20 protein-coding genes are annotated in these 23,129 nt (G+C 64.8%); 10 read left to right on the top strand and 10 right to left on the bottom strand.

Features of this window, described 5'->3' with window-relative positions; translation table 11 throughout:
* Positions 1–23: 23 nt before the first annotated feature.
* Positions 24–560, bottom strand: a complete 537-nt coding sequence (gene infC / locus ACYG9V_RS05415; protein WP_023744911.1) for a translation initiation factor IF-3 — start codon at positions 558–560, stop codon at positions 24–26.
* Positions 561–828: 268 nt separating this feature from the next.
* On the opposite strand from infC, the gene ACYG9V_RS05420 reads away from it, so the two are divergent.
* The 4 genes from ACYG9V_RS05420 to ACYG9V_RS05435 all read left to right on the top strand — a co-directional run bounded on the left by ACYG9V_RS05420 (position 829) and on the right by ACYG9V_RS05435 (position 4,308).
* The gene (locus ACYG9V_RS05420; protein ID WP_023714492.1) at positions 829–1,599 is read left to right on the top strand and encodes an alpha/beta hydrolase; all 771 of its coding nucleotides are present in this window, start codon (positions 829–831) and stop codon (positions 1,597–1,599) included.
* A 6-nt stretch (positions 1,600–1,605) separates the two neighbouring features.
* Positions 1,606–2,748 carry a benzoate/H(+) symporter BenE family transporter gene (locus ACYG9V_RS05425; protein WP_352765607.1) on the top strand — a complete coding sequence of 381 codons (1,143 nt, stop codon included), beginning with the start codon at positions 1,606–1,608 and terminating at the stop codon, positions 2,746–2,748.
* 117 nt (positions 2,749–2,865) lie between these two features.
* The gene (locus tag ACYG9V_RS05430; RefSeq protein WP_023672286.1) at positions 2,866–3,351 is read left to right on the top strand and encodes a DUF2852 domain-containing protein; all 486 of its coding nucleotides are present in this window, start codon (positions 2,866–2,868) and stop codon (positions 3,349–3,351) included.
* Positions 3,352–3,549: 198 nt separating this feature from the next.
* Positions 3,550–4,308 (top strand): M48 family metallopeptidase, encoded by a 759-nt coding sequence (locus tag ACYG9V_RS05435; protein WP_023681391.1) that lies wholly within the window; start codon positions 3,550–3,552, stop codon positions 4,306–4,308.
* Positions 4,309–4,326: 18 nt separating this feature from the next.
* Here the strand turns inward: ACYG9V_RS05435 and ACYG9V_RS05440 are convergent, their stop codons facing one another.
* Positions 4,327–4,545: a hypothetical protein gene (locus ACYG9V_RS05440; protein ID WP_023672288.1), complete on the bottom strand. Its 219-nt coding sequence runs from the start codon at positions 4,543–4,545 to the stop codon at positions 4,327–4,329.
* A gap of 109 nt (positions 4,546–4,654) precedes the next feature.
* On the opposite strand from ACYG9V_RS05440, the gene ACYG9V_RS05445 reads away from it, so the two are divergent.
* From ACYG9V_RS05445 to ACYG9V_RS05470, 6 genes are all read left to right on the top strand, one after another.
* Entirely contained in the window at positions 4,655–5,314 is a 660-nt protein-coding gene (locus ACYG9V_RS05445) for a phosphoribosylanthranilate isomerase (protein WP_023681392.1), read from the top strand.
* 90 nt (positions 5,315–5,404) lie between these two features.
* Positions 5,405–6,655: a tryptophan synthase subunit beta gene (trpB, locus tag ACYG9V_RS05450; protein ID WP_023681393.1), complete on the top strand. Its 1,251-nt coding sequence runs from the start codon at positions 5,405–5,407 to the stop codon at positions 6,653–6,655.
* A gap of 2 nt (positions 6,656–6,657) precedes the next feature.
* Positions 6,658–7,497, top strand: coding sequence for a tryptophan synthase subunit alpha (trpA, locus tag ACYG9V_RS05455; RefSeq protein ID WP_023681394.1), 840 nt, complete (start codon positions 6,658–6,660; stop codon positions 7,495–7,497).
* A gap of 101 nt (positions 7,498–7,598) precedes the next feature.
* Positions 7,599–8,525: an acetyl-CoA carboxylase, carboxyltransferase subunit beta gene (accD, locus tag ACYG9V_RS05460; protein WP_023672292.1), complete on the top strand. Its 927-nt coding sequence runs from the start codon at positions 7,599–7,601 to the stop codon at positions 8,523–8,525.
* A 62-nt stretch (positions 8,526–8,587) separates the two neighbouring features.
* Entirely contained in the window at positions 8,588–9,913 is a 1,326-nt protein-coding gene (locus tag ACYG9V_RS05465) for a bifunctional folylpolyglutamate synthase/dihydrofolate synthase (RefSeq protein WP_023672293.1), read from the top strand.
* 26 nt (positions 9,914–9,939) lie between these two features.
* Positions 9,940–10,359, top strand: coding sequence for a VOC family protein (locus tag ACYG9V_RS05470; RefSeq protein ID WP_023681395.1), 420 nt, complete (start codon positions 9,940–9,942; stop codon positions 10,357–10,359).
* 22 nt (positions 10,360–10,381) lie between these two features.
* Here ACYG9V_RS05470 and ACYG9V_RS05475 read toward each other — a convergent pair whose 3' ends face one another.
* The 8 genes from ACYG9V_RS05475 to ACYG9V_RS05510 all read right to left on the bottom strand — a co-directional run bounded on the left by ACYG9V_RS05475 (position 10,382) and on the right by ACYG9V_RS05510 (position 23,024).
* Complete coding sequence (locus ACYG9V_RS05475) at positions 10,382–10,630, bottom strand: hypothetical protein (protein WP_023827359.1); 249 nt, start codon at positions 10,628–10,630, stop codon at positions 10,382–10,384.
* A gap of 72 nt (positions 10,631–10,702) precedes the next feature.
* Entirely contained in the window at positions 10,703–10,984 is a 282-nt protein-coding gene (locus ACYG9V_RS05480) for a cupin domain-containing protein (protein ID WP_023696001.1), read from the bottom strand.
* Between the two features lie 190 nt (positions 10,985–11,174).
* Positions 11,175–11,498 carry a thioredoxin gene (gene trxA, locus ACYG9V_RS05485; protein WP_023672297.1) on the bottom strand — a complete coding sequence of 108 codons (324 nt, stop codon included), beginning with the start codon at positions 11,496–11,498 and terminating at the stop codon, positions 11,175–11,177.
* A gap of 73 nt (positions 11,499–11,571) precedes the next feature.
* A complete protein-coding gene (gene addA / locus ACYG9V_RS05490; RefSeq protein ID WP_023681397.1) occupies positions 11,572–15,090 on the bottom strand; it encodes a double-strand break repair helicase AddA in 3,519 nt (1,172 codons plus the stop codon).
* Entirely contained in the window at positions 15,087–18,224 is a 3,138-nt protein-coding gene (addB, locus tag ACYG9V_RS05495) for a double-strand break repair protein AddB (protein WP_023681398.1), read from the bottom strand. Before addB ends, addA begins: the two co-directional genes overlap by 4 nt.
* Positions 18,221–18,925 carry a nucleotidyltransferase family protein gene (locus ACYG9V_RS05500; protein WP_027049083.1) on the bottom strand — a complete coding sequence of 235 codons (705 nt, stop codon included), beginning with the start codon at positions 18,923–18,925 and terminating at the stop codon, positions 18,221–18,223. The genes addB and ACYG9V_RS05500 overlap by 4 nt, the downstream gene beginning before the upstream one ends.
* A gap of 14 nt (positions 18,926–18,939) precedes the next feature.
* Positions 18,940–20,451 carry a tRNA (adenosine(37)-N6)-threonylcarbamoyltransferase complex ATPase subunit type 1 TsaE gene (gene tsaE, locus ACYG9V_RS05505; protein ID WP_023672299.1) on the bottom strand — a complete coding sequence of 504 codons (1,512 nt, stop codon included), beginning with the start codon at positions 20,449–20,451 and terminating at the stop codon, positions 18,940–18,942.
* Between the two features lie 8 nt (positions 20,452–20,459).
* A complete protein-coding gene (locus tag ACYG9V_RS05510; protein ID WP_460221920.1) occupies positions 20,460–23,024 on the bottom strand; it encodes a sensor histidine kinase in 2,565 nt (854 codons plus the stop codon).
* Positions 23,025–23,129: the final 105 nt, after the last annotated feature.

A 23,129-nucleotide genomic window follows, 5' to 3' on the forward strand; every position in this document is an offset into this window, starting at 1 on the left:
TAGAGCGCAACGCCCGAACTGATCTAGCGCGGGGCCAGCACCATCATCATCTGGCGGCCTTCCAGCTTCGGCTCGGCTTCGACCTTGGCGATGGTAGCCGTCTCCTCGCGCACCTTGTTCAGGAGCTGCATGCCGAGTTCCATATGCGCCATCTCGCGGCCGCGGAAGCGCAGCGTCAGCTTGACCTTGTCACCTTCCTCGAAGAAGCGCCGCACGGCCTTCATCTTGGTTTCGTAGTCATGGCTGTCGATGTTCGGGCGCATCTTGATCTCCTTGATCTCGATGACCTTCTGGTTCTTGCGCGCCTCGGCCGCCTTCTTCTGGTTGGCGTATTTCAATTTGCCGAGATCGAGAATTTTGACGACAGGCGGCACCGCATTGGGCGAGATCTCGACCAGATCGAGGCCTGCCTCTTCGGCGAGCAGCAATGCGTCGTTGATGGAAATATCGCCGCGGTTCTGGCCATCGGCGTCGATCAGCTGGACCCGGGGAACCCGGATATCACGGTTGGAGCGCGGGCCATCCTTGGTGGGCGCCGCTGCTTTGAAAGGTCTGCGAATGGTCGTGGTCTCCTTGGCCGTTTCGTTCAGGGTTTCAATCTAGACGTTCAGGGTTTCAATCTAGAAATGTTCAGGACGCGCCAATGTGGTGAGCGCGCGGGCGGAGTCAATAGCACAGCGCTGACAGAAAATCACCCTGATCGCAGGCCTGCACCAAACAAAGGATGTCGCGAGCACTTTCCGCCTCGCCTGTGCCTGTGTCAAAAGACCGGCGAGTAAAATCAGGCTCCCACAATCAGGCCCCCAGAACCAGGATTGATCCACAGCCATGACCGCGACCACCCCAACCCTGCTGGATGTCGACGGCATTGATATCGCTGTGCGCCATGCGGCGGGCGCAACGCCCGGCGTCGTCTGGCTCGGCGGCTACAAATCCGACATGCTCGGCACGAAGGCGCAGACGCTGTCGGATTGGGCGGCAAGGGAAGGCCGCGCATATCTCCGCCACGATTATTCCGGCCATGGCGAATCCGGCGGCGCCTTTGCCGACGGCACCATCTCGAAATGGCTTGGCGAGAGCCTCGCCGTCTTCCGGCATTTCACCGAGGGCAAGCAAATCCTGGTCGGCTCGTCGATGGGCGCCTGGATCGCGCTGCGCATGGTGCAGGAGCTGCGCAAGGCGGGCGACAGCAATGTGGTTGGCCTGGTGCTGCTCGCGCCGGCGCCGGATTTCACCGCCGAGCTGGTCGAGCCGGCTCTGACGGAGGCACAGAGGCGCGAACTTCGGGAGAAAGGCTTTTTCGAAGAACCTTCGGACTATTCCGCCGAGCCTTACATCTACACAAGCGCGCTGATCGAGGACGGCAGGGCGAACCGGGTCATGACCGGGCCGATCGATACCCATTGCCCCGTCCACATCCTGCAGGGCCTGGCCGATGCCGATGTGCCGGCAAGCCATGCGCTGAAGCTGGTCTCGCTGCTGCCGGCCGACGACGTCACCTTGTCGCTCATTCCCGACGGCGACCACCGCCTGTCGCGGCCGCAGGATCTCGACATGCTGCTGAGGGCGGTGGGCGACATGGTTCAGCGGGCGGGGTAGGCGAGAATGCGCATTTCCATCCCGATATCCGCCTTTGTCGCGGCAATCGTCGGCTTCGGCGGCACGCTGGCCGTCGTCATTGCCGCCGCCAAGGCGGTTGGCGCCACGCAAGCCGAAACCGCGAGCTGGGTGACGGCAGTGTGCGCGGCGATGGCGATCGAATGCTTGTGGCTGTCCTGGCGCACGAAAATACCCATCATCACCGCCTGGTCGACACCGGGCCTGGCGCTGATGGCGGCATCGAGCGGGTTTACCATGGCCGATGCGGTCGGCGCCTTCATCGTCACCGGCCTAATGTTGATCGCCACCGGCCTGTTCAAGCCGCTGACCCAGCTGATATCAAGGATACCGGCGTCAGTCGCGTCCGGCATGCTGGCGGGCATCGTCGTCACCTTCGCGCTCAATGCCGTCAAGACCATTCCGGTCGACCCCTGGTTGATCCTGCCGCTGATCGCGGCCTTCTTCGTCATTCGCCTGTTCAACCCGGCGCTGTCGGTGCTGGCGGTGCTGATCGGCGGCGGCATCGCCGCCTTCCTGACAGGCCGCGTCGGCGGACTGCCGGCACCGGAACTGTCGACGCTGACGCTGATTGCTCCGCATTTCAGCGCCGCAGCTGTCATCGGCCTGGCGCTGCCGCTCTACCTCGTCACCATGGCGTCGCAGAACCTGTCGGGTCTCGCCGTCTTGCGCGCCGCCGGCTATCACCCCGAACCCGGCCCGCTGATCGGCGTCACCGGCCTGTTCTCGCTGCTGTCGGCGCCGTTTGGCGGCTCGACCACCAATCTGGCCGCGATCTCTGCGGCGATCTGCACCGGGCCGGACGTCCATCCCGACCCGGCCGAGCGCTGGAAGACCGGACCCTTCTATGCACTTGCCTATCTGATCTTCGCGGTTTTCGGCGCCTCGCTGGTGGCGATCTTCGCAGTGCTGCCGCAAAGCCTGATCGTGCTGGTGGCCGGCCTGGCGTTGATGGGGTCGCTGGCCAACGCGCTGGCGATCGCGCTCAAGGACGAGGACCAGCGCATGGCGGCTACTGTCACCTTCGTTGTCACCGCGTCGGGGCTGACTTTGTTCGGCGTTGGCGCCGCCTTCTGGGGCTTGGTCGCCGGCCTGGTCGTGCTTTTCCTCGAAGCGGTCAAAAAGCGATAATCAATTCAGGACCTTGTCCGGTTTTGGCGGACGTTGTCTTGAATCGCCGTTTTTCTCATCCCATTTCGAATCCACGCAGCCGCTCTTGGCTGTCTCCAACCGAAGGAATGGGAGAAAATGAACACATCCGCATTGATCCGCCCGGCCTGGACGCCGGCGACCATCGCGCTGATGGTGATCGGCTTCATGGTGTTCTGGCCGCTTGGCTTCGCCATGCTCGCCTACATCATCTGGGGCGACCGGCTTGACGGCTTCAAGCGCGACGTCAACCGGGCCACCGACGGCATCTTCGCCGGCTGCCGTCGCGGTTCCGACAAGGCCGCGCGCTGGGGCCACGGTTCGGCCCGCACCGGCAATGTCGCTTTCGACGACTGGCGCGAGAAGGAACTCGAACGCCTCGCCGAAGAGCGTCGCAAGCTCGATGAGATGCTGAGCGAGTTCGACGAGTACGCCCGCGAATTGCGCCGCGCCAAGGACCAGGACGAGTTCGACCGCTTCATGGCCAACCGCAACAAGTCGACAGCGCCTGCGAAGACAGGCTCGGCCGAAACGGCCAAGCCCGCGACGCCCAAGCGCAAGGGCCCGAACCTGCTTGACGACTGAGGCTGCGCGCATGACCCCGAAAATCGAAACCGATTTTCGGAAAGGTTCATGCGCCGAATTAGAGTGCTACAGCGTCCTTTGCGCGTCAGAGACGCGCGGCGCTCTAAGACAGGCCTTGGCATGATGGACGGCGTCGCGCGAGCGGCGCCGTTTCTTTTTTGTTCTGGTCGTTTTCCTCGAATCGCGTATCGTTCAGCCATGTCCTTCGGCTTTTTCCGCAACCTGACCAAACCAAAACCCTCGCCTGTCGAAGAGCGAGAGCACGTCGTTGCCGGCCGCACACTGCCGCTCAGGATCGTCGAGAGCGCCCGCGCACGGCGGCTGACGCTGCGCATCGATTCGGGCGGCCAGGGGCTGCGCATCACCGTGCCGCCGGGCCTGCGCCGCGGCGAGGTGGAGAAATTCCTTCACCGCCATCAGGGCTGGCTGGAGCAGCGTCTGGCCAAGGTACCGACACGGCCGCAAGTGCGCCCCGGCATCAAGATCCCGATACGCGGCGTCGCGCATCGCATCGTCCACGAACCGTCGAAACGCGGCACCGTCACCGTGTCGCGCGACGAGCGCGGTCCGCTGCTGATCGTCCATGGCGAGCGCATACATTTGCCGCGCCGCATCGCCGATTTCCTCAGGCGCGAGGCCAAGAAGGACATCGAGAAGCTGGTGGTCAAGCATACCGAGGCCATCGGCAAGCGCGCCAAGGCTATCCGCTTCAAGGACACGTCGAGCCGCTGGGGCTCCTGCACTTCCGACGGCAATTTGTCCTTCTCATGGCGCATCATGATGGCGCCGACGCCGGTGATAAACTACTTGGTCGCGCATGAGGTGGCGCATCTCAAGGAGATGAACCACGGCCCGAAATTCTGGAAACTGTGCGAGCAGCTCTGCCCCGACACCGACCGCTGCAAGGACTGGCTGAAGCGGAATGGTGGGGCATTGCAGGCGATTGTGTTCGATTAGCCTTCGCCGGCGGCGCGCTCAATCATCATTGGCCGCATTAAGCTCTTCAGGCCGCAGCCCTTCGTCGCCATGGCGCGGCCATGGCAGGAAATTCTGCTCGAACGCATCGCTGCCGAAATAATCCAGGACCCGGTGCGCTTCCGCCCCGTCGAAGGCGGCCTTTTGCATCAGATGGGCGATGACGTCGCGCGCTTGCGCGATCTTCTGCCTGAGTTCGGCTATGCTCTGGTCGGCCATTCGTCTGCTCCGCCTTGCTTCTCCCATCAATAGGTAGCGCCTTTGGCGTTGCCGGCAAACAGCATGCTTTTTCTCGACTCTTGGCCGGTTTCGTGCCAAGCCCCGCGCCATGGCGCTCGATATCAAGATCTGTGGATTGAAGACCGATGAGGCAATGGCCGCGGCCCTGGCCGGCGGCGCCAGCCATGTCGGCTTCATCTTCTTTGCTAAAAGCCCGCGCTATGTCGAGCCTGCGGCAGCCGGCCGCCTGCGCGAGGCGGCAATCGGCAAGGCCAGGGCGGTCGCCGTGACGGTCGATGCCGATGACGCGTTCCTGGATGAGATCGTCGCAAAGATGCGCCCCGACATGCTGCAGTTGCACGGCACGGAGACGCCCGAGCGGGTGGCCGAGGTGAAAGCTCGCTACGGCCTGCCTGTCATGAAGGTGTTCTCCGTCAGTGAGGTAGCCGATCTCGAGCGGCTAAAGCCGTTCATCGGCGTTGCCGATCGCTTCATGTTCGATGCCAAGCCACCAAAGGGCTCGCAACTTCCGGGCGGCAATGGCGTCGCCTTTGACTGGCGCATCCTGGCCGGCCTTGACGCCGGGCTCGATTACATGCTTTCCGGTGGGCTCAACGCCGCCAATATCGGCGACGCCCTGATATCAGCCAATCCGCCCGCGATAGACATTTCGTCGGGGGTGGAAAGCGGCCCGGGCGTCAAGGATCCGGCGCTGATCGAGCAGTTCTTCCGGGCCGTCAGGGCCGCGCGCGACGACCGCGCTGCCTGAGGCACTTCTTTCGAACCCGAGCATGTTCCGGAGAAGTGGGAACCGGTTTTCCGATAAGACATGCTCAGAACCAAGACCAGGAGATCGGCGATGAACAAGCCGGCGACACCCAATTCCTTCCGCACGGGACCCGACGAACAGGGCATGTTCGGCATCTTCGGGGGCCGCTTCGTGGCCGAGACGCTGATGCCGCTGATCCTCGACCTCGAACGGCACTGGAACGAGGTCAAGAACGATCCGGACTTCAAGGCCGAACTGACCGACCTGTCGACCCATTATGCCGGTCGGCCATCAAAGCTGTATTTCGCCGAAGGGCTCACAAAACACCTTCGTGAGGTTTCCTCGGCGAAGGGCCTCGGGGGCGGCGCCAAAGTCTACTTCAAGCGCGAGGATTTGAACCACACCGGTTCGCACAAGATCAACAACTGCCTCGGCCAGATCCTGCTGGCCAAGCGCATGGGCAAGAAGCGCATCATCGCCGAGACGGGCGCTGGTCAGCACGGCGTTGCCGCGGCCACGGTCGCGGCGCGCTTCGGCTTTCCCTGCGTCGTTTATATGGGCGCCACCGATGTCGCCCGCCAAAGCCCCAACGTCTTCCGCATGAAGCTGCTCGGCGCCGAAGTGCGGCCGGTGACCGCCGGTCACGGCACGCTGAAGGACGCCATGAACGAAGCGTTGCGCGACTGGGTCACCAATGTCGAGGACACTTATTACCTGATCGGCACTGCCGCCGGCCCGCATCCCTATCCGGAGCTGGTGCGCGACTTCCAGTCGGTGATCGGCATCGAGGCGCGCGCCCAGATCCTCGAACAGGAAGGCCGGCTACCCGACACCATCATCGCGGCTGTCGGCGGCGGCTCGAACGCCATCGGCCTGTTCCATCCGTTCCTGGATGACAAAGAAGTCCGCATCATCGGCATCGAAGCCGGCGGCCGCGGCCTTGACGGCATCGAGCATTGCGCCTCGATGAATGCCGGCGCGCCCGGCGTGCTGCACGGCAACCGCACCTATCTCTTGCAGAACGCCGACGGCCAGATCCTCGACGGCCATTCGATCTCAGCCGGCCTCGACTATCCCGGCGTCGGCCCCGAACATTCCTGGCTGCGCGATTCCGGCCGCGTCGAATATGTGCCGATCCTCGACGACGAGGCGCTGGAAGCCTTCAAGCTGACGACGCGCGTCGAAGGCATCATCCCGGCGCTGGAATCCGCCCACGCCATCGCGCATGCGGTGAAGATCGTGCCTGATATGGACAAGGACCAGATCGTCATCGTCAACCTGTCGGGACGCGGCGACAAGGATGTGCACACAGTGGCCTCGATGCTGGGCATGGAGATCTGATCATGGTGACCCGCATCGACCGCCGCATGGCAAAACTGAAAGCCGAGGGCCGCCCGGCGCTCGTCACCTATTTCATGAGCGGCGACCCCGACTATGACACCGCTTTGTCGATCATGAAGGCGCTGCCCAAGGCCGGCGCCGACATCATTGAAATGGGCATGGCGTTTTCCGATCCGATGGCCGATGGACCGGCGATCCAGGCCGCTGGCCTGCGGGCGCTGAAAGGTGGCCAGACCCTGGTCAAGACGCTGAAGACGGCGGCTGATTTCCGCGCCACCGACAATGAAACGCCGATCGTGCTGATGGGCTACTACAACCCGATCTACATCTACGGTGTCGATCGCTTCCTCAAGGACGCCATCGCCAGCGGCATTGACGGGCTGATCGTCGTCGACCTGCCACCGGAGATGGACGAAGAACTCTGCATTCCGGCGCTGAAGGCCGGCATCAACTTCATCCGCTTGGCAACGCCGACCACCGACGACAAGCGCCTGCCCAAGGTGCTGCAGAATACGTCGGGCTTCGTCTATTACGTGTCGATGACCGGCATCACCGGCTCGGCTTTGGCCGACACCGGCAAGGTTGCCGCCGCGGTCAAGCGCATCAAGGGCCACACCAATCTGCCGGTCTGCGTCGGCTTCGGCGTCAAGACCGCCGAGCAGGCGCGCATTATCGGCGCCAATGCCGATGGCGTCGTCGTCGGCACCGCGATCGTCAACGCGGTCGCCAATGTGTTGGGACCGAAGGGCGAGAAGACCGCCGACCCGGCCGAGGCCGTCGCCACCCTGGTCAGCGGACTGTCTCAGGGCGTGCGTTCGGCCCGCCTTGCTGCTGCCGAATAGTTTCCCTACTTAGGCCTTGTGCAAGTCGTTATCCCAAAACCGGTTCCCACTTTTGGGCGACATGCACGAGCCAACTCTTCGTCAGGACAGGAGCCGAAGCGATGAACTGGATCACCAATTACGTTCGCCCGAGGATCAATTCGATGCTCGGTCGGCGCACCGACATGCCCGAGAATCTCTGGATCAAGGATCCCGAGACCGGCGAGATGGTGTTTCACAAGGACCTGGAATCCAACCAGTTCGTCATCCCGTCATCGGGCCATCACATGAAGATTTCGGCCAAGGAACGGCTGAAATTCTTCCTCGACGACGGCAAATACGAGCAGCTTGAGAACCCCAAGGTCATGCAGGACCCGCTCAAGTTCCGCGACGAGAAGCGCTACACGGACCGGCTGAAGGACGCCAAGGCCAAGACCGGCCTGGAAGACGCCATCATCAACGCGCTGGGCACGGTCAAAGGCCTGCCGGTTGTGGTGACGGTGCAGGATTTCGCCTTCATGGGCGGCTCGCTCGGCATGGCCGCGGGTGACGCCATTGTGCACGGTTTCGAGGTCGCCTTGCAGCGCAAGCGGCCGCTGATCCTGTTTGCCGCCTCCGGTGGCGCGCGCATGCAGGAAGGCATTCTGTCCCTGATGCAGTTACCGCGCACCACGATCGGCGTCGACCGGCTGAAGGAAGCCGGCCTGCCATACATCGTCGTCTTGACCAACCCGACCACCGGCGGCGTTACCGCCTCCTACGCCATGCTGGGAGACGTCCACATTGCCGAGCCCGGCGCGCTGATCGGCTTTGCCGGCCCGCGCGTCATCGAGCAGACCATCCGGGAGAAACTGCCGGACGGTTTCCAGCGCTCCGAATATCTGATGGAGCACGGCATGGTCGATATGGTGGTGTCGCGGCTGGAACTGCGCGAGACGATTTCACGGCTGTTGAAAATCCTGCTCAAACTGCCGCAGGAGCAAAAGCCGCTGGAGCCGGAAATCCTGCCGCCGTCGGTCATCCCGACGGAAGCCCGCCCGCAAGCCTGACGCGACATTTCTGGCCGCAAACCGCGATTGCGTGCACCTGCGCGCATGCGTAGGATTCGCTCATGACAACGCTTGCCGCAGATCGTGAAATCGAAGCCCTGATGGCGCTGCATCCGAAAGGCTTCGACCTTTCGCTCGACCGCATCACAAGGCTGCTCGAACGCCTCGGCAATCCGCAGGAGCGGCTGCCGCCGGTCATCCATATCGCCGGCACCAACGGTAAGGGCTCGTGCGCGGCCTTTTCGCGCGCGCTGCTCGAAGCCGGCGGCCACCTTGTCCATGTCCACACTTCGCCGCATCTGGTGAACTGGGCCGAGCGCTACCGGCTGGCGGCCGAGGGCGGCGGCCGGCTGGTCGACGACGAGACCTTCGCCGAGGCCATCGCCCGCGTCGCCCGGGCCAATGCCGGCCAGAAGATCACCGTCTTCGAAATCCTAACCGCCGTCACCTTCATCCTGTTTTCCGAGCATCCGGCTGCCGCCGCCATCATCGAGGTCGGCCTTGGCGGCCGCTTCGACGCCACCAATGTCGTTGCCCGGCCGGCGGTGTCGGTGATCATGCCGGTGTCGATGGATCACGAAGCCTATCTCGGCGACCGGGTCGAACTGATCGCCGCCGAAAAGGCCGGCATCATGAAGCGCGGCTGCCCGGTGGTCATCGGCGCGCAGGAGAGCGAGACGGCGCTGCAAGTGCTGATCGAAACCGCCGAGCGGCTGGATTGCCCGACCTTCGTCTACGGCCAGGATTTTCTCGCCTTCGAGGAAAACGGCCGCATGGTCTATCAGGATGAGGACGGGCTGATGGACCTGCCGCCACCGCGCCTGCCCGGGCGCCACCAGTTCGCCAATGCGGCGGCAGCGATTGCCGCCGTCAAGGCCACCGGTTTCGAAATCAGTCATCGCGCCACTGAGAAGGCGATGGCGAGCGTCGCATGGCCGGGCCGCATGCAGAAACTGGTACAGGGCCGGCTGATGGAGCTGGCGCCCAAGGGCGCCGACATCTGGCTCGACGGCGGCCACAATCCGGGCGCCGGCATGGTCATTGCCGAGGCGCTGGCCGAGCAGGAGGAAAAGAACCCGCGGCCGCTGTTTCTGATCTCCGGCATGATCAACACCAAGGACCAGAGCGGCTACTTCCACGCCTTCAAGGGCCTGGCTCGGCACGTCTACACCGTGCCGGTGAGCATGAGCGATGCCGGCGTGCCGAATGACGAGCTGGCGGTGCGGGCGACCGAAGCCGGCCTCACGGCCGAACCGGTCAGTTCCGTCGCCAGTGCGCTGATGCTGCTGCGCGACACCTGGGACGGGCCGGCGCCACGCATCCTGATCGGGGGGTCGTTATATCTCGCCGGCGCGGTGCTGGCCGAAAACGGCACGCCGCCAACCTGAAGCCATTTCACTGCGAGGAGCCCATCATGATCAAGGTCAAGCAACTCGCCCATGTCTGCATCTTCGCGCATGATCTGGAGGCGACGCGAAGCTTCTACCGCGACGTGCTTGGCCTCGACACGCAGTTCAATTTCCTGCGCGACGACAAGGTCTTCGGCTTCTACCTCAATTGCGGCGGCCGCAGCCATGTCGAGGTGTTCCAGAAGGACGGCACTGCATACAGCGAGCAGAACCAGATCAACCATTTCTGCCTGGAAGTCGAAGATCTCGACGCGGCGATCGCCCATATCAAATCGAAGGGCATCGACGTCACCGCCAAGAAGCACGCCTGCGACGACACTTTTCAGGCCTGGATCCGCGATCCCAACGGCGTGAAGATAGAGCTGTTCGAATACACCGCCAAAAGCGCGCAATTTACCGGAGGCGACCGCATCGCCGACTGGTGAGCTGTGTTGGTGTCGACGAGGATCAAAGCTCCGGCCCTGTATGGACCTTGAGGCTTTTCCGGATGATTTCTTCCAGATCGATATCCGCGCCACTGCTTGCCGTCAGGCGGGAGTAGAAGGTGGACGCCGGTTCTCGCCCCGCCTCCCGAATCTCATAGGATTCAAGCGCGCGTTCGACGATATCCGCTATCGAGCGGTTTTCGCGATGAGCAAGACGATGCGCAAGATCTCGTGCTTTTGCGCTGCGGGCGGAAAGCCGGGGTTCGGCCATTTCAAAATACCTTCGAGAAAATATATCCCCCATTTAGGACGAGCCATCAAGATGGCAGAGGATGGCAAGCCATCACCTTAGCTCAATCTCGATGAAGGCATACTCGCCGTCATTGGCGCTAATGACGTCGTGTTCGACGCCCTCCTTTCGGAAATAGGGCGCACCCTTCTTCATCTCGGCAAAACTCTCGCCGTCCTTGGTCACCAGCTTCACCTTGCCGTCCATCAGCGGCACCACGACATAGTCGTGGCCGTGGCGATGCCAGCCGGTGTTGTCGCCGGGCTGGAACCGATACTCGGTGACGATGACGCGCTCATTGTCGATGAAGACGGTGGCCTTGGCGGATCCGGTCATTCTGTTTCTCCCTGTCCTGCCTCAAGCAGATGACATGGAGTGCGCCGATGCGAGGGCCAGAGGCGGCCGGGCGATGACGCCAAAGAAAAAGCCCGGCGCGAGGGCCGGGCTTCGATCTCGGGAACTAATGCAGGTCGCCCAAAAGTGGTCCCGGTTTTGGGAGGACGACATGCATCAAAACAAAGCCAGCTCAGGCGAGGCTGCCATTGATCCAATGCGACAGCGCGGTCTTCGGCGCGGCGCCGACCTTCATGTCGGCGACTTCGCCGCCCTTGAAGATCATCAGCGTCGGGATCGAGCGCACGCCGAATTGGGCGGCAAGCTCAGGGTTCTCGTCGATGTTCAGCTTGGCGATCTTGATCTTGTCGCCGAGTTCGTTGGCGATCTCTTCCAGCGACGGACCGATCATCTTGCAGGGGCCGCACCATTCGGCCCAGAAATCCACGACGACGGGCTGCGAGGCGTTGAGCACATCCGCCTGGAAATTGCTCTTGTCGACCTTGACGGTGGCCATGCGAAAATCCTTTCGAAATTTATCTCGCACCAAATGTGGTGGTTGAGCAGCCCTTCTTCAAGCAGAACTTGTGTCACGCTCCCGTGAGTCGGGCAAGGGCGTCATCCATCGCCTGCGCCGGCAGTTCGATAAGCCTCGGTGCCTCGGTGAACAGCAGTGCTGCCGTCACCGCGCGGCCGGGGTAAAGCGGCTGGAGCAGCGCGCGGTAGAGCGCCAGCTGCAGGATATAGGCCGGCGGCACCTGGGCCAGGCCTGCGGGCGCCGGCCGGTTGGTCTTGTAGTCGACGATCGATACGCGCCCGGGCGTCACCGCCAGCCGGTCGATCTTGCCGGAGATCGAGCGCAGCCTGCCCTTGACCTCAAGGCTGCCCATCACAGCAACTTCGGCGCGGGACGACGGCGAAAACAGCCCGGCAAAACGCGAATCTCTGAGGATCGCCATCACCGAAGCCAGCGCCTTGTTGCGCTCGGCCTCCGGCCAGTCGGCGCCGGCACGGCTGAGATATCGCAACGCCGCTGCTTGCTGTTCGTCCTCGGGGAAGCCGGGCAGCATCTGCAGCAATTTGTGCAGCGCCAGCCCGCGCATCACCGCAAAGCCCGGCTCCGCCTCGCTGTCCAGCACCGGCGAGCGGGTATCGACAACAGCTTCCTTGCCCTCGTCGATCAGCGCCGACGCGCCGGAAGGCGACAGCGGGCGCGGCAGCTCCTCATAAGGCGGCAAGGGCCGGAACAAGCCCACCGGCAGCGGCAGCACCTGTTGTGGCAGCCGCGACTCGTCGGCTGCCGCCTGCGCCACCGGCGGAAGCTTGCTCATGACGAAACGATGCACCGGCTCGCTGCTGGCGGGGTGGCGGCGCTCGGTGCTTTCGGGTGCACCTGTCAGCGCGCGGCTGACGATCGAATGCCAGGTGCCGGTGCTGGGCTGACGCTTGCCGTGATAGCCGCAGACGATCAACCGGTCCTCGGCGCGTGTCATGCCGACATAGAGCAGCCGCCGGTATTCGTCGTCGGCAAGCTCCCGCGCCCTGGCCGAGGCTGCCTTTGAGAAGCCGTTGGCGACATCGGCGGCTGAGCGCCAGAGATAGCCCTTGCCGTCGAAATTGCGGCCCGAAGCGTCGAACGGCATGAGCCGCGGCAGATGCTGGTCGCTGAACGGCGCCGAACCGCCATCGACCAGGAAGACAACAGGCGCTTCCAGGCCCTTGGCGGCATGCACGGTCATGACGCGGACCTCGTCGCGCGTCTGGTCCATCTCGCGCTTGATCTCCGGGCCGGTGTTTTCCAGCGTCGCCAGGAAAGCCTCCAGCCCCGGCAAGCCGGTGCGTTCTTCGGCCAGACAGAAGCTCAGGAACTCGTCGAGAATATCGCCGGCCTCCGGGCCGAGCCGGGCGATCATCTTCTTGCGCAGGCCGTCGCGCGCCAGCACCCCGGCGTAGAATTCGAACACCGGCCGGAACGCCGCCTCGTTGGCCCAGCCGTCGAGCCGGGCAACGACATCGGTCAGCGCGGTATTGTCGCCAGCATGCTGGCGTAGTGAGGCGATCAGCGATGTTCCGGCTGGCCGTCCGGCGCCAAGCGCAAAAAGCGTCTCCTCCGACACGTCGAAAACCGGGCTGCGCAGCACGGCGGCGAGCGACAGGTCATCCTGCGGCTGGATGAGGAAATGGCCGAGTGCGATCAGGTCCTTGACCGCGATGTGGCCGGGCAGGCTCAGCCGGTCGGCGCCGGCGACGGGAATATCGCGGTCCTTCAGCGCGCGCGACAGCGCATGGACGAAGCGGTCGCGCTTGCGCACCAGCACAAGAATGTCGCCGGCCCTCAGCCTGCGTCCCTTGCCCTCGATGATCTCGCGGTCCTTGAGCCAGGCCTCGATGGTCGCAGCCACATGCTCGGCCACCCGCACAGCCGGCGCGCTGGCATGGTTGACCGGCAACGTCCAGTCGTCGGGCTCCTCGACGGCGTCAGCGCCGAGCGACGGCCAGACCTCGACATAGCCAGGCGCGTCGTTGCGGATCGCCTTATGGTCGAGCGGATCGGGGTCATGGCTGATGCCGCGCCGCACGCCCGGATCGGCAAAGACGCGGTCGACGGCGGCAAGCACGTCGTCGGTCGACCGGAACGACCAGGTCAGTTTCAGGTCGGCAAACGAAGCATTGGCGGCGTTCACGCGTCCGGAAAACAAGAGCCGGCTGTCGGCGAAGGAATCCGGCGCGGCACCCTGAAAGGAATAGATCGACTGCTTTTCGTCGCCGACGGCGAACACCGTGCGATTGGTCGTGCCGCGCTGGCCGTGGCCGGCAAAGAACTCCTCCGCCAGCCGCTTCACCACCTCCCATTGGTCGGGGCTGGTGTCCTGCGCCTCGTCCAGCAGGATGTGGTCGATACCCTGGTCGAGCTTGTACTGCACCCAGGGTCCGGCATCCGGCCGCGCCAGAAGGTTGACGGTGCGGGTGATGAGGTCGTTGAAGTCGAGAAAGCCGCGGCTGCGCTTCAGGCGCTCGTACCGCACGATCAGCCAGTCGGCTATGGTCAACGCCGCGACCGTGCCTTCCAGCATCCGGAACAGCGCCAGCCGGTCGGAGACCTCTGTTATCGCCTTGACGGCCGCCAGATAGCGCTCGGGAAGGTCGGGCAGCCGGCCGAGCAGCGCCTTCTTGAACAACTTTGAGGGATCATAGGGGTCGCCATCGGCCTTGAGAAAGGCTTTGCCGAGCATCTGCAGCCGGCGGGTCGGGTCCGTCTCGGCAAAGGCCAAGCGGGCATAGGGCAAGAGATTGTTGAGCACGGTGCGGGCGTCGGCGGCCTCGGCGGCACTGGCGAACACTGCAAAGAAGTCCGGCAGGAAACCCGGCAGCGGCCATACCGATGCCGCTATGTCTTCGGCGCTCTGCCCGGGGCGAAAATGGAATTCGTCGAACAGGGCCTGAAAGCCGCCGCCGTCGCGCCGGACCGCACCGATGAAGCCGCGTAAGCCGTCGCGCTTGCGCACGATTTCGGCGAGCAGCGCATCGAGTCCGTGTTCGCCGCCGCGCTCCAGCACGGTGGCAAAGGCCTCGGCCAGTCCGGTGTCTCCGGCTGACGTGCCCGAAATCATGTCCCGGCGGGCGCCAGCAAACAGCGAGGCCTCCATCTGCGGATCGAGCATTTCGAAATGCGCCGGGATGTTGGCCTCCAGCGGAAACTGGTGCAGCACCGATTCGCAGAAGGCGTGGATGGTCTGGATCTTCAGCCCGCCCGGCGTTTCCAGCGCTTCGGCAAACAGCCGGCGCGCCCGCCGCATCGTGTCGCGGTCGGGTCGGCGGCCGTCCACCGCCTCAATCTTTGTGGCAAGCTCGGCATCGCCGAGCGCCGTCCATTCCGACAGGGTCGAGAACACGCGGTTCGACATGTTGGCGGCGGCCGCCCGCGTATAGGTCAGGCACAGGATCTTCGACGGATCGGTGCCGTTGAGCAGCAGCCGGATGACGCGCTGGGCCAGCACATGCGTCTTGCCCGAGCCGGCATTGGCGGACACCCAGGCCGAGTTCTTCGGGTCGGAGGCGCGCGCCTGGCTGGCGGCGGTTTCGCTGGGGATGGGATAGGCTTTTTTCATGCCTCCCCCGCCTCGTCATCGCTGTCGCCGCCGGCCGACCATTCGAGCACGCGCGCCAGATGATCGTAATCGCCATCGCTCTCGCCCTCGCGAAAAGGCAGCGCCCGCGACAGATAGCCGGTCGTCGGATCGGCATAGTGGACCAGCAGCTTTTCCAACCGCGCCCAAGCCTCCTCGGCGAGGTCTTCGGCGGTCCGAGGCTGGCGGTTGTAGTCGAGGATGGATTCCTCGAACACTTCGCCATTCGGCTTCAGCCGCACGAATGCGAGCTGGGAGGGCTCGCGCGCGCCAAGCCCCTTGAAGGCGCCGCGCCGGAGCAGCGCCCCTTCGAGCGCCAGCTGTGGCGCCAGCAGCGTGTGGGCCTGCGCCTTGGACGGGGACGAGCCGGTCTTGTAGTCGAGAATGTCGGCCATGCCACCGGCCAAAAGGTCGACGCGGTCGGCATAGCCGGACAGCGTCACGCCGGTGCGGCCGACAGCGGTCTTTTCGGCGCGCTCCTCGGCATGCCGCCGGGCGACGGCGGGAGCGCGGCCGCGCTCCCATTCGATGATGTTGGCGGCAAGCTTTTCGAAGCGCGGCCACCACACAGCCTCGACGTCGGCGGGCAGGGCGATCTCGGCAAAGCAGGTCCGGCCGGCAGCGATGAGGCGTTCCAGAGCTTCGGGCGCGCGGGGATCCGCCACCTCTGTCGAGAACAGATGCAGGATGTCATGAAACAGCGTGCCGCGCTCGGCGGCACCGGGGTCGCGGATCACCGGTTCGAGCGGCAGAAGGCTCAGAATACGCCTGGCGTAGACCGCATAGGGGTCGCGGCGCAGCGTCTCGATCTCGGTCACCGAGAAGTGGGTGGGCCGCATGCTCAGCGGCGGTTTCGGCTGCGGTCGCGGCGCGAAATGCTGCCGCTCGCCGGCATCGAGCGCGCGCGCCCAGGCAAGCAATTCGTCGCCGCGCCCGCGCAGTGCGGCGGCCGGATCCTTGCCGATGAAGGTGAGGATGCGCTGCAACCAGCGCGACGGCACCGCCGGTGCGTCGCCGGCTCGGGCGGAGCGCGTCAGCACCACCTTTTTCGCCCCCATCGCCATCTGGAAATCGTGGGCGGCAAGGCCGATGCGCCGTTCGGGCGGCTCGAGGTCGATGCCGGTCTTCATCAGCCGCGACATGAAGCGGTCGCTTTCCGGCTTGCGTGGCCACACGCCTTCATTCAGCGCGCCAATGACCAGCGTGTCGACGTTCTGCAGCCGTGCCTCCAGCGCGCCCCATATGGCAATGTTGCGGTCTGTGCCTTGCCCGGGCTTGACCGTTTCCGGTGCTATCAGCGCGTCCATCACATCAGGCCATTCGTCGGCCGGGAAGTCGAACGATGCAGACGCGGCGACCACACCGCGCAGCAGCTCGGCGAGTTTCTCGCCGGCGTCGCCGGCATAAAATTCAGCCAGGCTGCCCTCCGCCGTGCGGCCGAGATTTTCCAGCGCGGCGACGCTCGCTCTGGTCAACGCGACGAGATCGGCGTTCTCTTCACCGCGAAAGGCGGTCAGCGGCGCCAGTGCCGTCACAAGCCGGCTCAGCATATCGCGGGCATCGTCGATGCCGCGCCCGCTCAGGCGCGAAAACCAGAAGGGCTGGCGCTTGTCCCCGCTCAGCCCGGCGAGACGCTCCTCGAACAGTGCTGGCAAAGAGGCGATGTCGGGGCGTCCGGTGCCGCCGCGCAGCGCCACGAGTTCGATGAGCTCGGCGGCATGGCGCACGCCGGTGCGCTCAAGTCCGAGCCCGAGCAGCGGATGCTTGAGCAGCGACAAAAGGCCGACGGGATCGCCGGGCCGGAATACCGCTTGAAGTGTGAGCCGCAGCAGGCTGGCGGCAGGCGTGTTGGCGAGCGGCGTGCCGCCGGAATCGTCGGCGATCACGCCGAAGCGCAACAGCTCGGCCGAGACGCGCCGCGCCAGCCAGCGGTCGCCGGTAACGAGCGCTGCCCTTAGTCCCGGCTGTTCCACGGCGGTTTTCAGCGCGATGGCGATCGCCGCCGCCTCGTCGCGTTCGCTGGCGGCTTCGATCAGCGTCACGTCGGCGAAGGCCTCGGCGATGTCTACGGCGTTGAAGCATATGCGGGTCTCGGCCCATAATTCCGTGGTCTCGGCCGGCCGCAGCGCCTCGCCGACAAGGGCCGCGCGGAGCGCCAGTGCGGGCTCGGCGGAGACCACTTCCTCGACATCGCCACGCAGCACGCCAATCTTGCCGATCAGCTTGGCCATGCCGTATTGCGGGTGGCCAAGCAGTGCCGGCCGCGCACCGGGCGCCCCAATCGCGGCAAAAGACGGTTCGTCCAGCATCCCATCGAGCCCGGGCAGCACCACGGCGCCGTTGGGCAGGCTGGCGACCGTGGCAAGCAGTTCGGCCGTGGCGGGAATAGAGCCCGTCGAGCCGGCGGCGATCACCGGGCCTTTGGGCGGGTTGCGTTCCAGCCGCTTCGCCTCGCGCCGGATCAGCGCATTGCGGTGCGCGGCCGGGTTGGAGCGGTCGCGCTCCTCCAGCAATTTCGGCCAGGCCTCGGTGACGATACGGAGGAAATCGAGCGTCACAAGCCACCATCCGGCAAGATTGCCGGTGACCAGATCGGCAAGCCTGGTCCAGTCCGTGCCTTCGGTTTCGATCTCGTCCATCAGCCGGGCGAGGTCGCGCGCCAGCCAGATCGCATCGGCGGCGGAGGCCGGCACGACGATCTCTTCGTTGAACATATCAAGGACATGCGCCGGCAAGGTGCGCTTCCAGGCCCGCACCAGCGGCGCCAGTAGCAGCAGGCGTTCGATGGCTGCGATCGGCGGCGCCATTTCAAGCTCGGTCGGCGTGCCGGCGTCGAAGGCGGCTTCGTCCTCGTCGAACTCTCCGAGCGGGCGGATGACCGGCAGGATCGCCGAACGGCGGCTCCCCCCCGGTCCCGAAAGCGCGTCGACAAAAGCGCCGCGCAGCGCACGGGCCGCGCGCCGTGTCGGCACATAGATGGTGACATCAGCCAGCGCCAGCGGATCGCCGTCGAACCGGAAGCCGGGCACCAGCCGTCCGGCCAGCAAGGCCTCGGCCAGAGTCGGCAGGAATGGCGCTCCGGGCGGGATCGAAAGAACGCGGCGCGCGCCGCTCATACCACCTTCGCGAGAGCTTCGGCGGCGGCCGCTTCCGCCTGCGGAATGGCGTCGGGAGTGCCGACGGTGATCCAGCTTCCGCGCATCTGCATGCCGAACAGACGGCCAGAGGCGATTGCCTTGTCGAAATGGGTGTTGAGCGAATGCGCCCCGGCCGGCGCATCCCTGAAGATGGCGGGATTGACGATTGCCGCTCCGGCATAGATCAACCCGGCCGGATCGCCTTTCGAGCGCCGCAGGCCGCCATCCGGCGCCATCAGGAAATCCGTGCCGACACCGTGTCCGGTGGCCGAGTCGAGATCGGTAAGCATCAGCAGAATATCCATTTTCGCGCCGTCCCATGCAAGGGCAAGGCGCTCGAGGCTGGGCTGGCCGCTGTCGATCCAGAACGTATCGGCGTTGATGATGTAGAAGGGGTCGCTGCCCAGCAGCGGCAATGCCTTGACGATGCCACCCGCCGAATTCAGCAGTGCGTCGCGCTCGTCGGAAATGACGATCTTTGGCGCCCGCCTGTGGGCGATATGGGCGACGATCTGGTCCGGCAGATAGTGCACGTTGACGATGGCTTTCTCGACGCCGGCCGCTTCGAGACTGTCCAGCCCCCAGTCGAGCAAGGTCCTGCCGGCGATCCGCACCAGCGGCTTCGGCATGGTGTCGGTGATCGGCCGCATGCGCTTGCCAAGACCAGCCGCCAGCACCATCGCTGTGGTCAAGGTCACGGGAGCCGTTCCTCCAGCAGGCCATGTGCCATGTAAAACTCCTTCAACTGAGCCAGCGCCGGGTGCGCCAGCGCCCGCCTGAGATAATCGCGGATGCGCGGCAGGTGTCGGAGATAATAGGGCTTGCCGTCGCGCTTTTCGAGCCGCACGAAAATGCCGAGGATCTTCGAATTGCGCTGCGCCGCCATGATCGCATAGGCCGCGCGGAAGGCGTCCTCATCGAAGCCGCCGGCGGCGTGGCGCGCAGCGACATAGGCGTCCACGGTCCGCTGCTCGATATCGGGCGAAACGGTGACGCGGGCATCCATGGCCAGCGACGCAACGTCATAGGCCGCCGGACCCATCAGCGCGTCCTGGACATCGACGATGCCCAGCCGGTCGTGGCCTTTGCGGTCACCGCGCCAGATGATGTTGGGCGAATGGAAGTCGCGCAGCATCAGCGTGTATTCCTGTGTGTCCAGCCGATCGAGAACCGCGTTCCATTCCCTGTGATAGCCGGCGCGTAAAGCCTCGCTTGCCGGGCTGCCGGTCACCATCGGCACATACCAATCGACCAAGAGATCGGCTTCGATCAGCATGGCGGCGCGATCGAAGGGCGGCACCTCGTGGAAGACGCCCGGCACGGCCTCCATGCGCTGCGGCCAGGTCTTCCCATGCATCATCGCCAGCAATTCGGCCGCTGCCGCGTAGCGCTCGGCCACCGGCTCATCATTGCCGTCGAGAAAACCTTCCGAGCCCAGATGCTCCAGCAGCAGAAAGCCCCGTTCGAGATCCTCGGCATGGATTTTTGGGACACTGACACCTTGCGCCAGCAGCGCCTTGTCGATGGCGACGAAAGCGGTGACCGACTGCGCCGTGTGGGCGATCACGGCATAGGGCTTGCCGTCGCGCACCGGCGGCCCCAGCACCAGCCTTGGCGAATTCATCAGCACGCGCGGCGCAAGGCCGGCGAGCGAAACAATCTCGTAAGAGCGCGCCGAGGCGTCGCCGACGAAATGGCGCCGCGCGGCGTCGCCCCAACCGGCCGTTTTGAGGAAATCGCGCATCGCCAGCGATCGGGCCACGCGTTCGAAGGCAACGCCTTGGCCCGATAGTTTCGCCAATCGTCCTTCGTCCTGATGGACGAGTTCGATCCAGATCGACGTTCTCGGAAGAGCGGCCTCCGCCCGTTCCGGCCACTCGACAAGGGCAGCGCCCTGCAGCAGCGCCTCGTCGAAACCCAGCTCGTCCATCTCGCCGGCCGAGGACAGGCGATAGAGATCGAAATGGTGCACGGGGATGCGCGTGTCGTAGCTTTGCACCAAGGTGAAGGTAGGGCTCGGCACATCGAGGCCGGCATCATCGGCCAGCGCCCTGATCAGGGCCCGCGCCAGCGTCGACTTGCCGGCGCCGAGATCGCCCTTGAGCGCCAGCACGTCGCCCGGCCGCAGCGCCATGGCCAGGTCTTCGCCGAGCCTTGCGGTCGCAGCCTCGTCGGCGAGAAAACGCTCCAGCACAACAACGGTCATCGAGCGCGCTACTCGGCCGCGGCGCGGATGCCCGACGGTGCATCGGGGAAGGTGCAGATGACGGTGGTGCCCTTGTCCTTGCCGGTCTCGATGCGCACGCTGCCGCCGTGCAGCTCGACAAAGCTCTTGACGATCGACAGGCCTAAGCCCGCACCGCGCCGGCGCCCGCCATTGGTGCGCGGCTCGAAGCGGCGGAACACCGAATCGAGCAGGTCCGGCGGCATGCCGGGGCCGTTGTCATGGACGGAGAATTCCACACCTTGCTCCAAATGCCGGCAGGCAAGCGTGATAGTGCTCGCCTCCGGCGCGTAATTGGCGGCGTTGCTGAGCAGATTGTAGAGGATCTGGCGAACCCGGGTCTCGTCGCCGTGAAAACTCTTCGGCGCCGCAGCGGCGTCGATCCGGAGCTTGATCGAATGCTCTTGCAGCCGGTCGGCGACCAGTTCGGCCGCGGCCTCGATGGTGCGCTCGACGCTTACTTCCGAAATGTCGAGCTGCATGATGCCGGCGTCGACGGTGGCGAGGTCGAGTATGTCGTTGACGATGGTGAGCAGCACCGAGGATGACGAGCCGACATGCTCGACATATTCGCGCTGCTTTGGGCTGAGCGGCCCGGTCGCCGGCAGCGACAGAAGCTCGGTGAAGCCGATGATGTTGGTCAGCGGCGAGCGCAGCTCGTAGGAGACATGCTGCACGAACTCGTTCTTCAGCTGGTCGGATTTCTGCAGCGCTTCGTTCTTGTCCTTCAGCGCGCGCTCGACATTGACGCTGTCGGTGACGTCCACAAAGGTCATCATCACCTGGCCGTTGGGCAGCGGGATGACGGCGTAGCTGAGCACTGTGCCGTTCTTCAGTTCGGTCTGGCCATGGCGGTCGCGGCGCTCGTCGTCGAAACCGGTGATGGCGGCGACGAACCCGCCCCACGGGCTGTCGACGGCGCGCTGGTCGCTGAGATCGCGGATCGCCGAGACATGGACGTTGGGCTTGATCACATCCTGGCTCAGTCCCCACAGCGCGACAAAGGCCGGGTTCGACAGGCGCAGCCGCCCATCGGGACCGAACACGGCGACGCCTTCGGCCAGATTGTCGAGCGTTTCGCCCTGGACCCGCACCGCCGTCTGGTAGCGGCTTTCGAGGTCCATCTTCTCGGTCAGGTTCTCGAACACCCAGGTCACGCCGCCCTTCGGCTGCGGGTTGGCCACCACGCGGATGGTCTTGCCGTCGGGCAGATGCCACCAATGCTCTTGCGATTCCACCGCGCGGTAGGCGCCAAGCAGGCCTTCTTTCCAGCGCCGCCATTCCGGCTGCTCGGCGATCTTGCCTTCGCTGCGCAGCCGGTCGAGCAGCAGCGCATTGTCGGGCGCGCTGTGCAGGAAGCCCGGGTCCAGCCCCCACAGTTTCTGGAACGCCTGGTTGAAGAAGCGCAACTTCTCGTTGGCATCGAAGATCGCCACCGCCGTGTTGAGCTGGTCGAGCGTGTCGGCATGGCTGCGCACCGTGCGCTCATATTCGCCGCGAATGGTTTCGGTGGCGCTGGTGTCGCAGGCAAGACCGGCCGAGCCGTCGGCACCGGCGAAGTCGGTGACGGCGAACACCCGGCGGTCGCCCTCGATCACCGTCGACAGCGTCTGTTCGAAGATCGGGCGCGATTTGTGCTGCGCGGCGATCTGTTCGCGCGCCTGGGCGCCGAGGAATTCCTTGGCTTCGCGCACCGCGGTCTCGGCGTTCGGTGCCTCGACCGCTCCGGCATAGGCACGGTTGACCCATTTCAGCCGCCCGTCGGTGGCGCGCAGCCAGGCCGGCATCGGCAAGGCGTCGAGCAGGCCGATCATGGTCTCGTAGTCGGCGGCCAGCCGCTGGTTCTCGATCTTCAGCCTGGCTTGGCTCCTCTGAGTTTCCGACAGCGAGACGAAGCGCACCAGCACATGCGCGGCGCTCTTGCGGCCATGCACTTCAAGCGGCGCCCCGGCCTGCAATTCGATCACGAGATCAAAGGGTTTCGCTTTCTCGCGCAGACCAGCGACGGCATTTTCGAGCGCCGCCGCCGAGCGCGGCATCAGCCAGCGGCCGAAGGCGAGGAAGGCTGCACGGTCGTCCGGCGCACCGCTTTCCAGCGGCAGCGTGCCGATCAGCTCCGGCTTCTTGTTCTCCGACGCCCAGACGATGACGCGCTGGTCACGCAGATTGAGCAGCGCCTCGGAGCGCTGCAGCGCCGCATTGATGTCGGCAATGCGGGCTCTGAGTTCGACATTCTGCGCCGAGGTGCGGGCTCTTTCGCGGATCAGGAAGATGGCCGAGACCAGTGCCGCGCCCATGACGCCGACGAACATGGCGAGCTGGATGACTTCGACCGCGCTGACCGACAGTCCGGCCTTCTGCGCAATGGCCGGCTCGGCATGGGCGGCAAACGAGGTGAGCGGGCCGGCAAGAGCTGAGGTGGCAAGAAAGCCGGCGGTGCGGGCGCCAACGCGCCTCTTCAGGCCACCGCCTGTCGTGACGGAGCCATTGCTATCGGAATCGTCATGGCCGCCGGAAACGGCCGATCCCGCGCGAGGCGGGTTTTCCCCCGGCATGCCTTGGTCCTCTTCGCCGCCTGAATGCAAGACCGCCTAGATCAGGATCACGTTTGATGGAAACGCCCTTCTGACCTAACTCTTTTCTAAAGGGCATGATCTTTT

This window comes from Mesorhizobium sp. W016 (assembly GCF_054719485.1).

Bases quoted from the DNA above. Each gene is read 5' to 3' on its own strand.
- ACYG9V_RS05420 (WP_023714492.1), top strand. From the start codon at position 829: ATGACCGCGACCACCCCAACCCTGCTGGATGTCGACGGCATTGATATC.
- ACYG9V_RS05425 (WP_352765607.1), top strand. From the start codon at position 1,606: ATGCGCATTTCCATCCCGATATCCGCCTTTGTCGCGGCAATCGTCGGC.
- ACYG9V_RS05430 (WP_023672286.1), top strand. From the start codon at position 2,866: ATGAACACATCCGCATTGATCCGCCCGGCCTGGACGCCGGCGACCATC.
- ACYG9V_RS05435 (WP_023681391.1), top strand. From the start codon at position 3,550: ATGTCCTTCGGCTTTTTCCGCAACCTGACCAAACCAAAACCCTCGCCT.
- ACYG9V_RS05440 (WP_023672288.1), bottom strand. From the start codon at position 4,545: ATGGCCGACCAGAGCATAGCCGAACTCAGGCAGAAGATCGCGCAAGCG.
- ACYG9V_RS05445 (WP_023681392.1), top strand. From the start codon at position 4,655: ATGGCGCTCGATATCAAGATCTGTGGATTGAAGACCGATGAGGCAATG.
- trpB (WP_023681393.1), top strand. From the start codon at position 5,405: ATGAACAAGCCGGCGACACCCAATTCCTTCCGCACGGGACCCGACGAA.
- trpA (WP_023681394.1), top strand. From the start codon at position 6,658: ATGGTGACCCGCATCGACCGCCGCATGGCAAAACTGAAAGCCGAGGGC.
- accD (WP_023672292.1), top strand. From the start codon at position 7,599: ATGAACTGGATCACCAATTACGTTCGCCCGAGGATCAATTCGATGCTC.
- ACYG9V_RS05465 (WP_023672293.1), top strand. From the start codon at position 8,588: ATGACAACGCTTGCCGCAGATCGTGAAATCGAAGCCCTGATGGCGCTG.
- ACYG9V_RS05470 (WP_023681395.1), top strand. From the start codon at position 9,940: ATGATCAAGGTCAAGCAACTCGCCCATGTCTGCATCTTCGCGCATGAT.
- ACYG9V_RS05475 (WP_023827359.1), bottom strand. From the start codon at position 10,630: ATGGCCGAACCCCGGCTTTCCGCCCGCAGCGCAAAAGCACGAGATCTT.
- ACYG9V_RS05480 (WP_023696001.1), bottom strand. From the start codon at position 10,984: ATGACCGGATCCGCCAAGGCCACCGTCTTCATCGACAATGAGCGCGTC.
- trxA (WP_023672297.1), bottom strand. From the start codon at position 11,498: ATGGCCACCGTCAAGGTCGACAAGAGCAATTTCCAGGCGGATGTGCTC.
- addA (WP_023681397.1), bottom strand. From the start codon at position 15,090: ATGAAAAAAGCCTATCCCATCCCCAGCGAAACCGCCGCCAGCCAGGCG.
- addB (WP_023681398.1), bottom strand. From the start codon at position 18,224: ATGAGCGGCGCGCGCCGCGTTCTTTCGATCCCGCCCGGAGCGCCATTC.
- ACYG9V_RS05500 (WP_027049083.1), bottom strand. From the start codon at position 18,925: ATGGTGCTGGCGGCTGGTCTTGGCAAGCGCATGCGGCCGATCACCGAC.
- tsaE (WP_023672299.1), bottom strand. From the start codon at position 20,451: ATGACCGTTGTTGTGCTGGAGCGTTTTCTCGCCGACGAGGCTGCGACC.
- ACYG9V_RS05510 (WP_460221920.1), bottom strand. From the start codon at position 23,024: ATGCCGGGGGAAAACCCGCCTCGCGCGGGATCGGCCGTTTCCGGCGGC.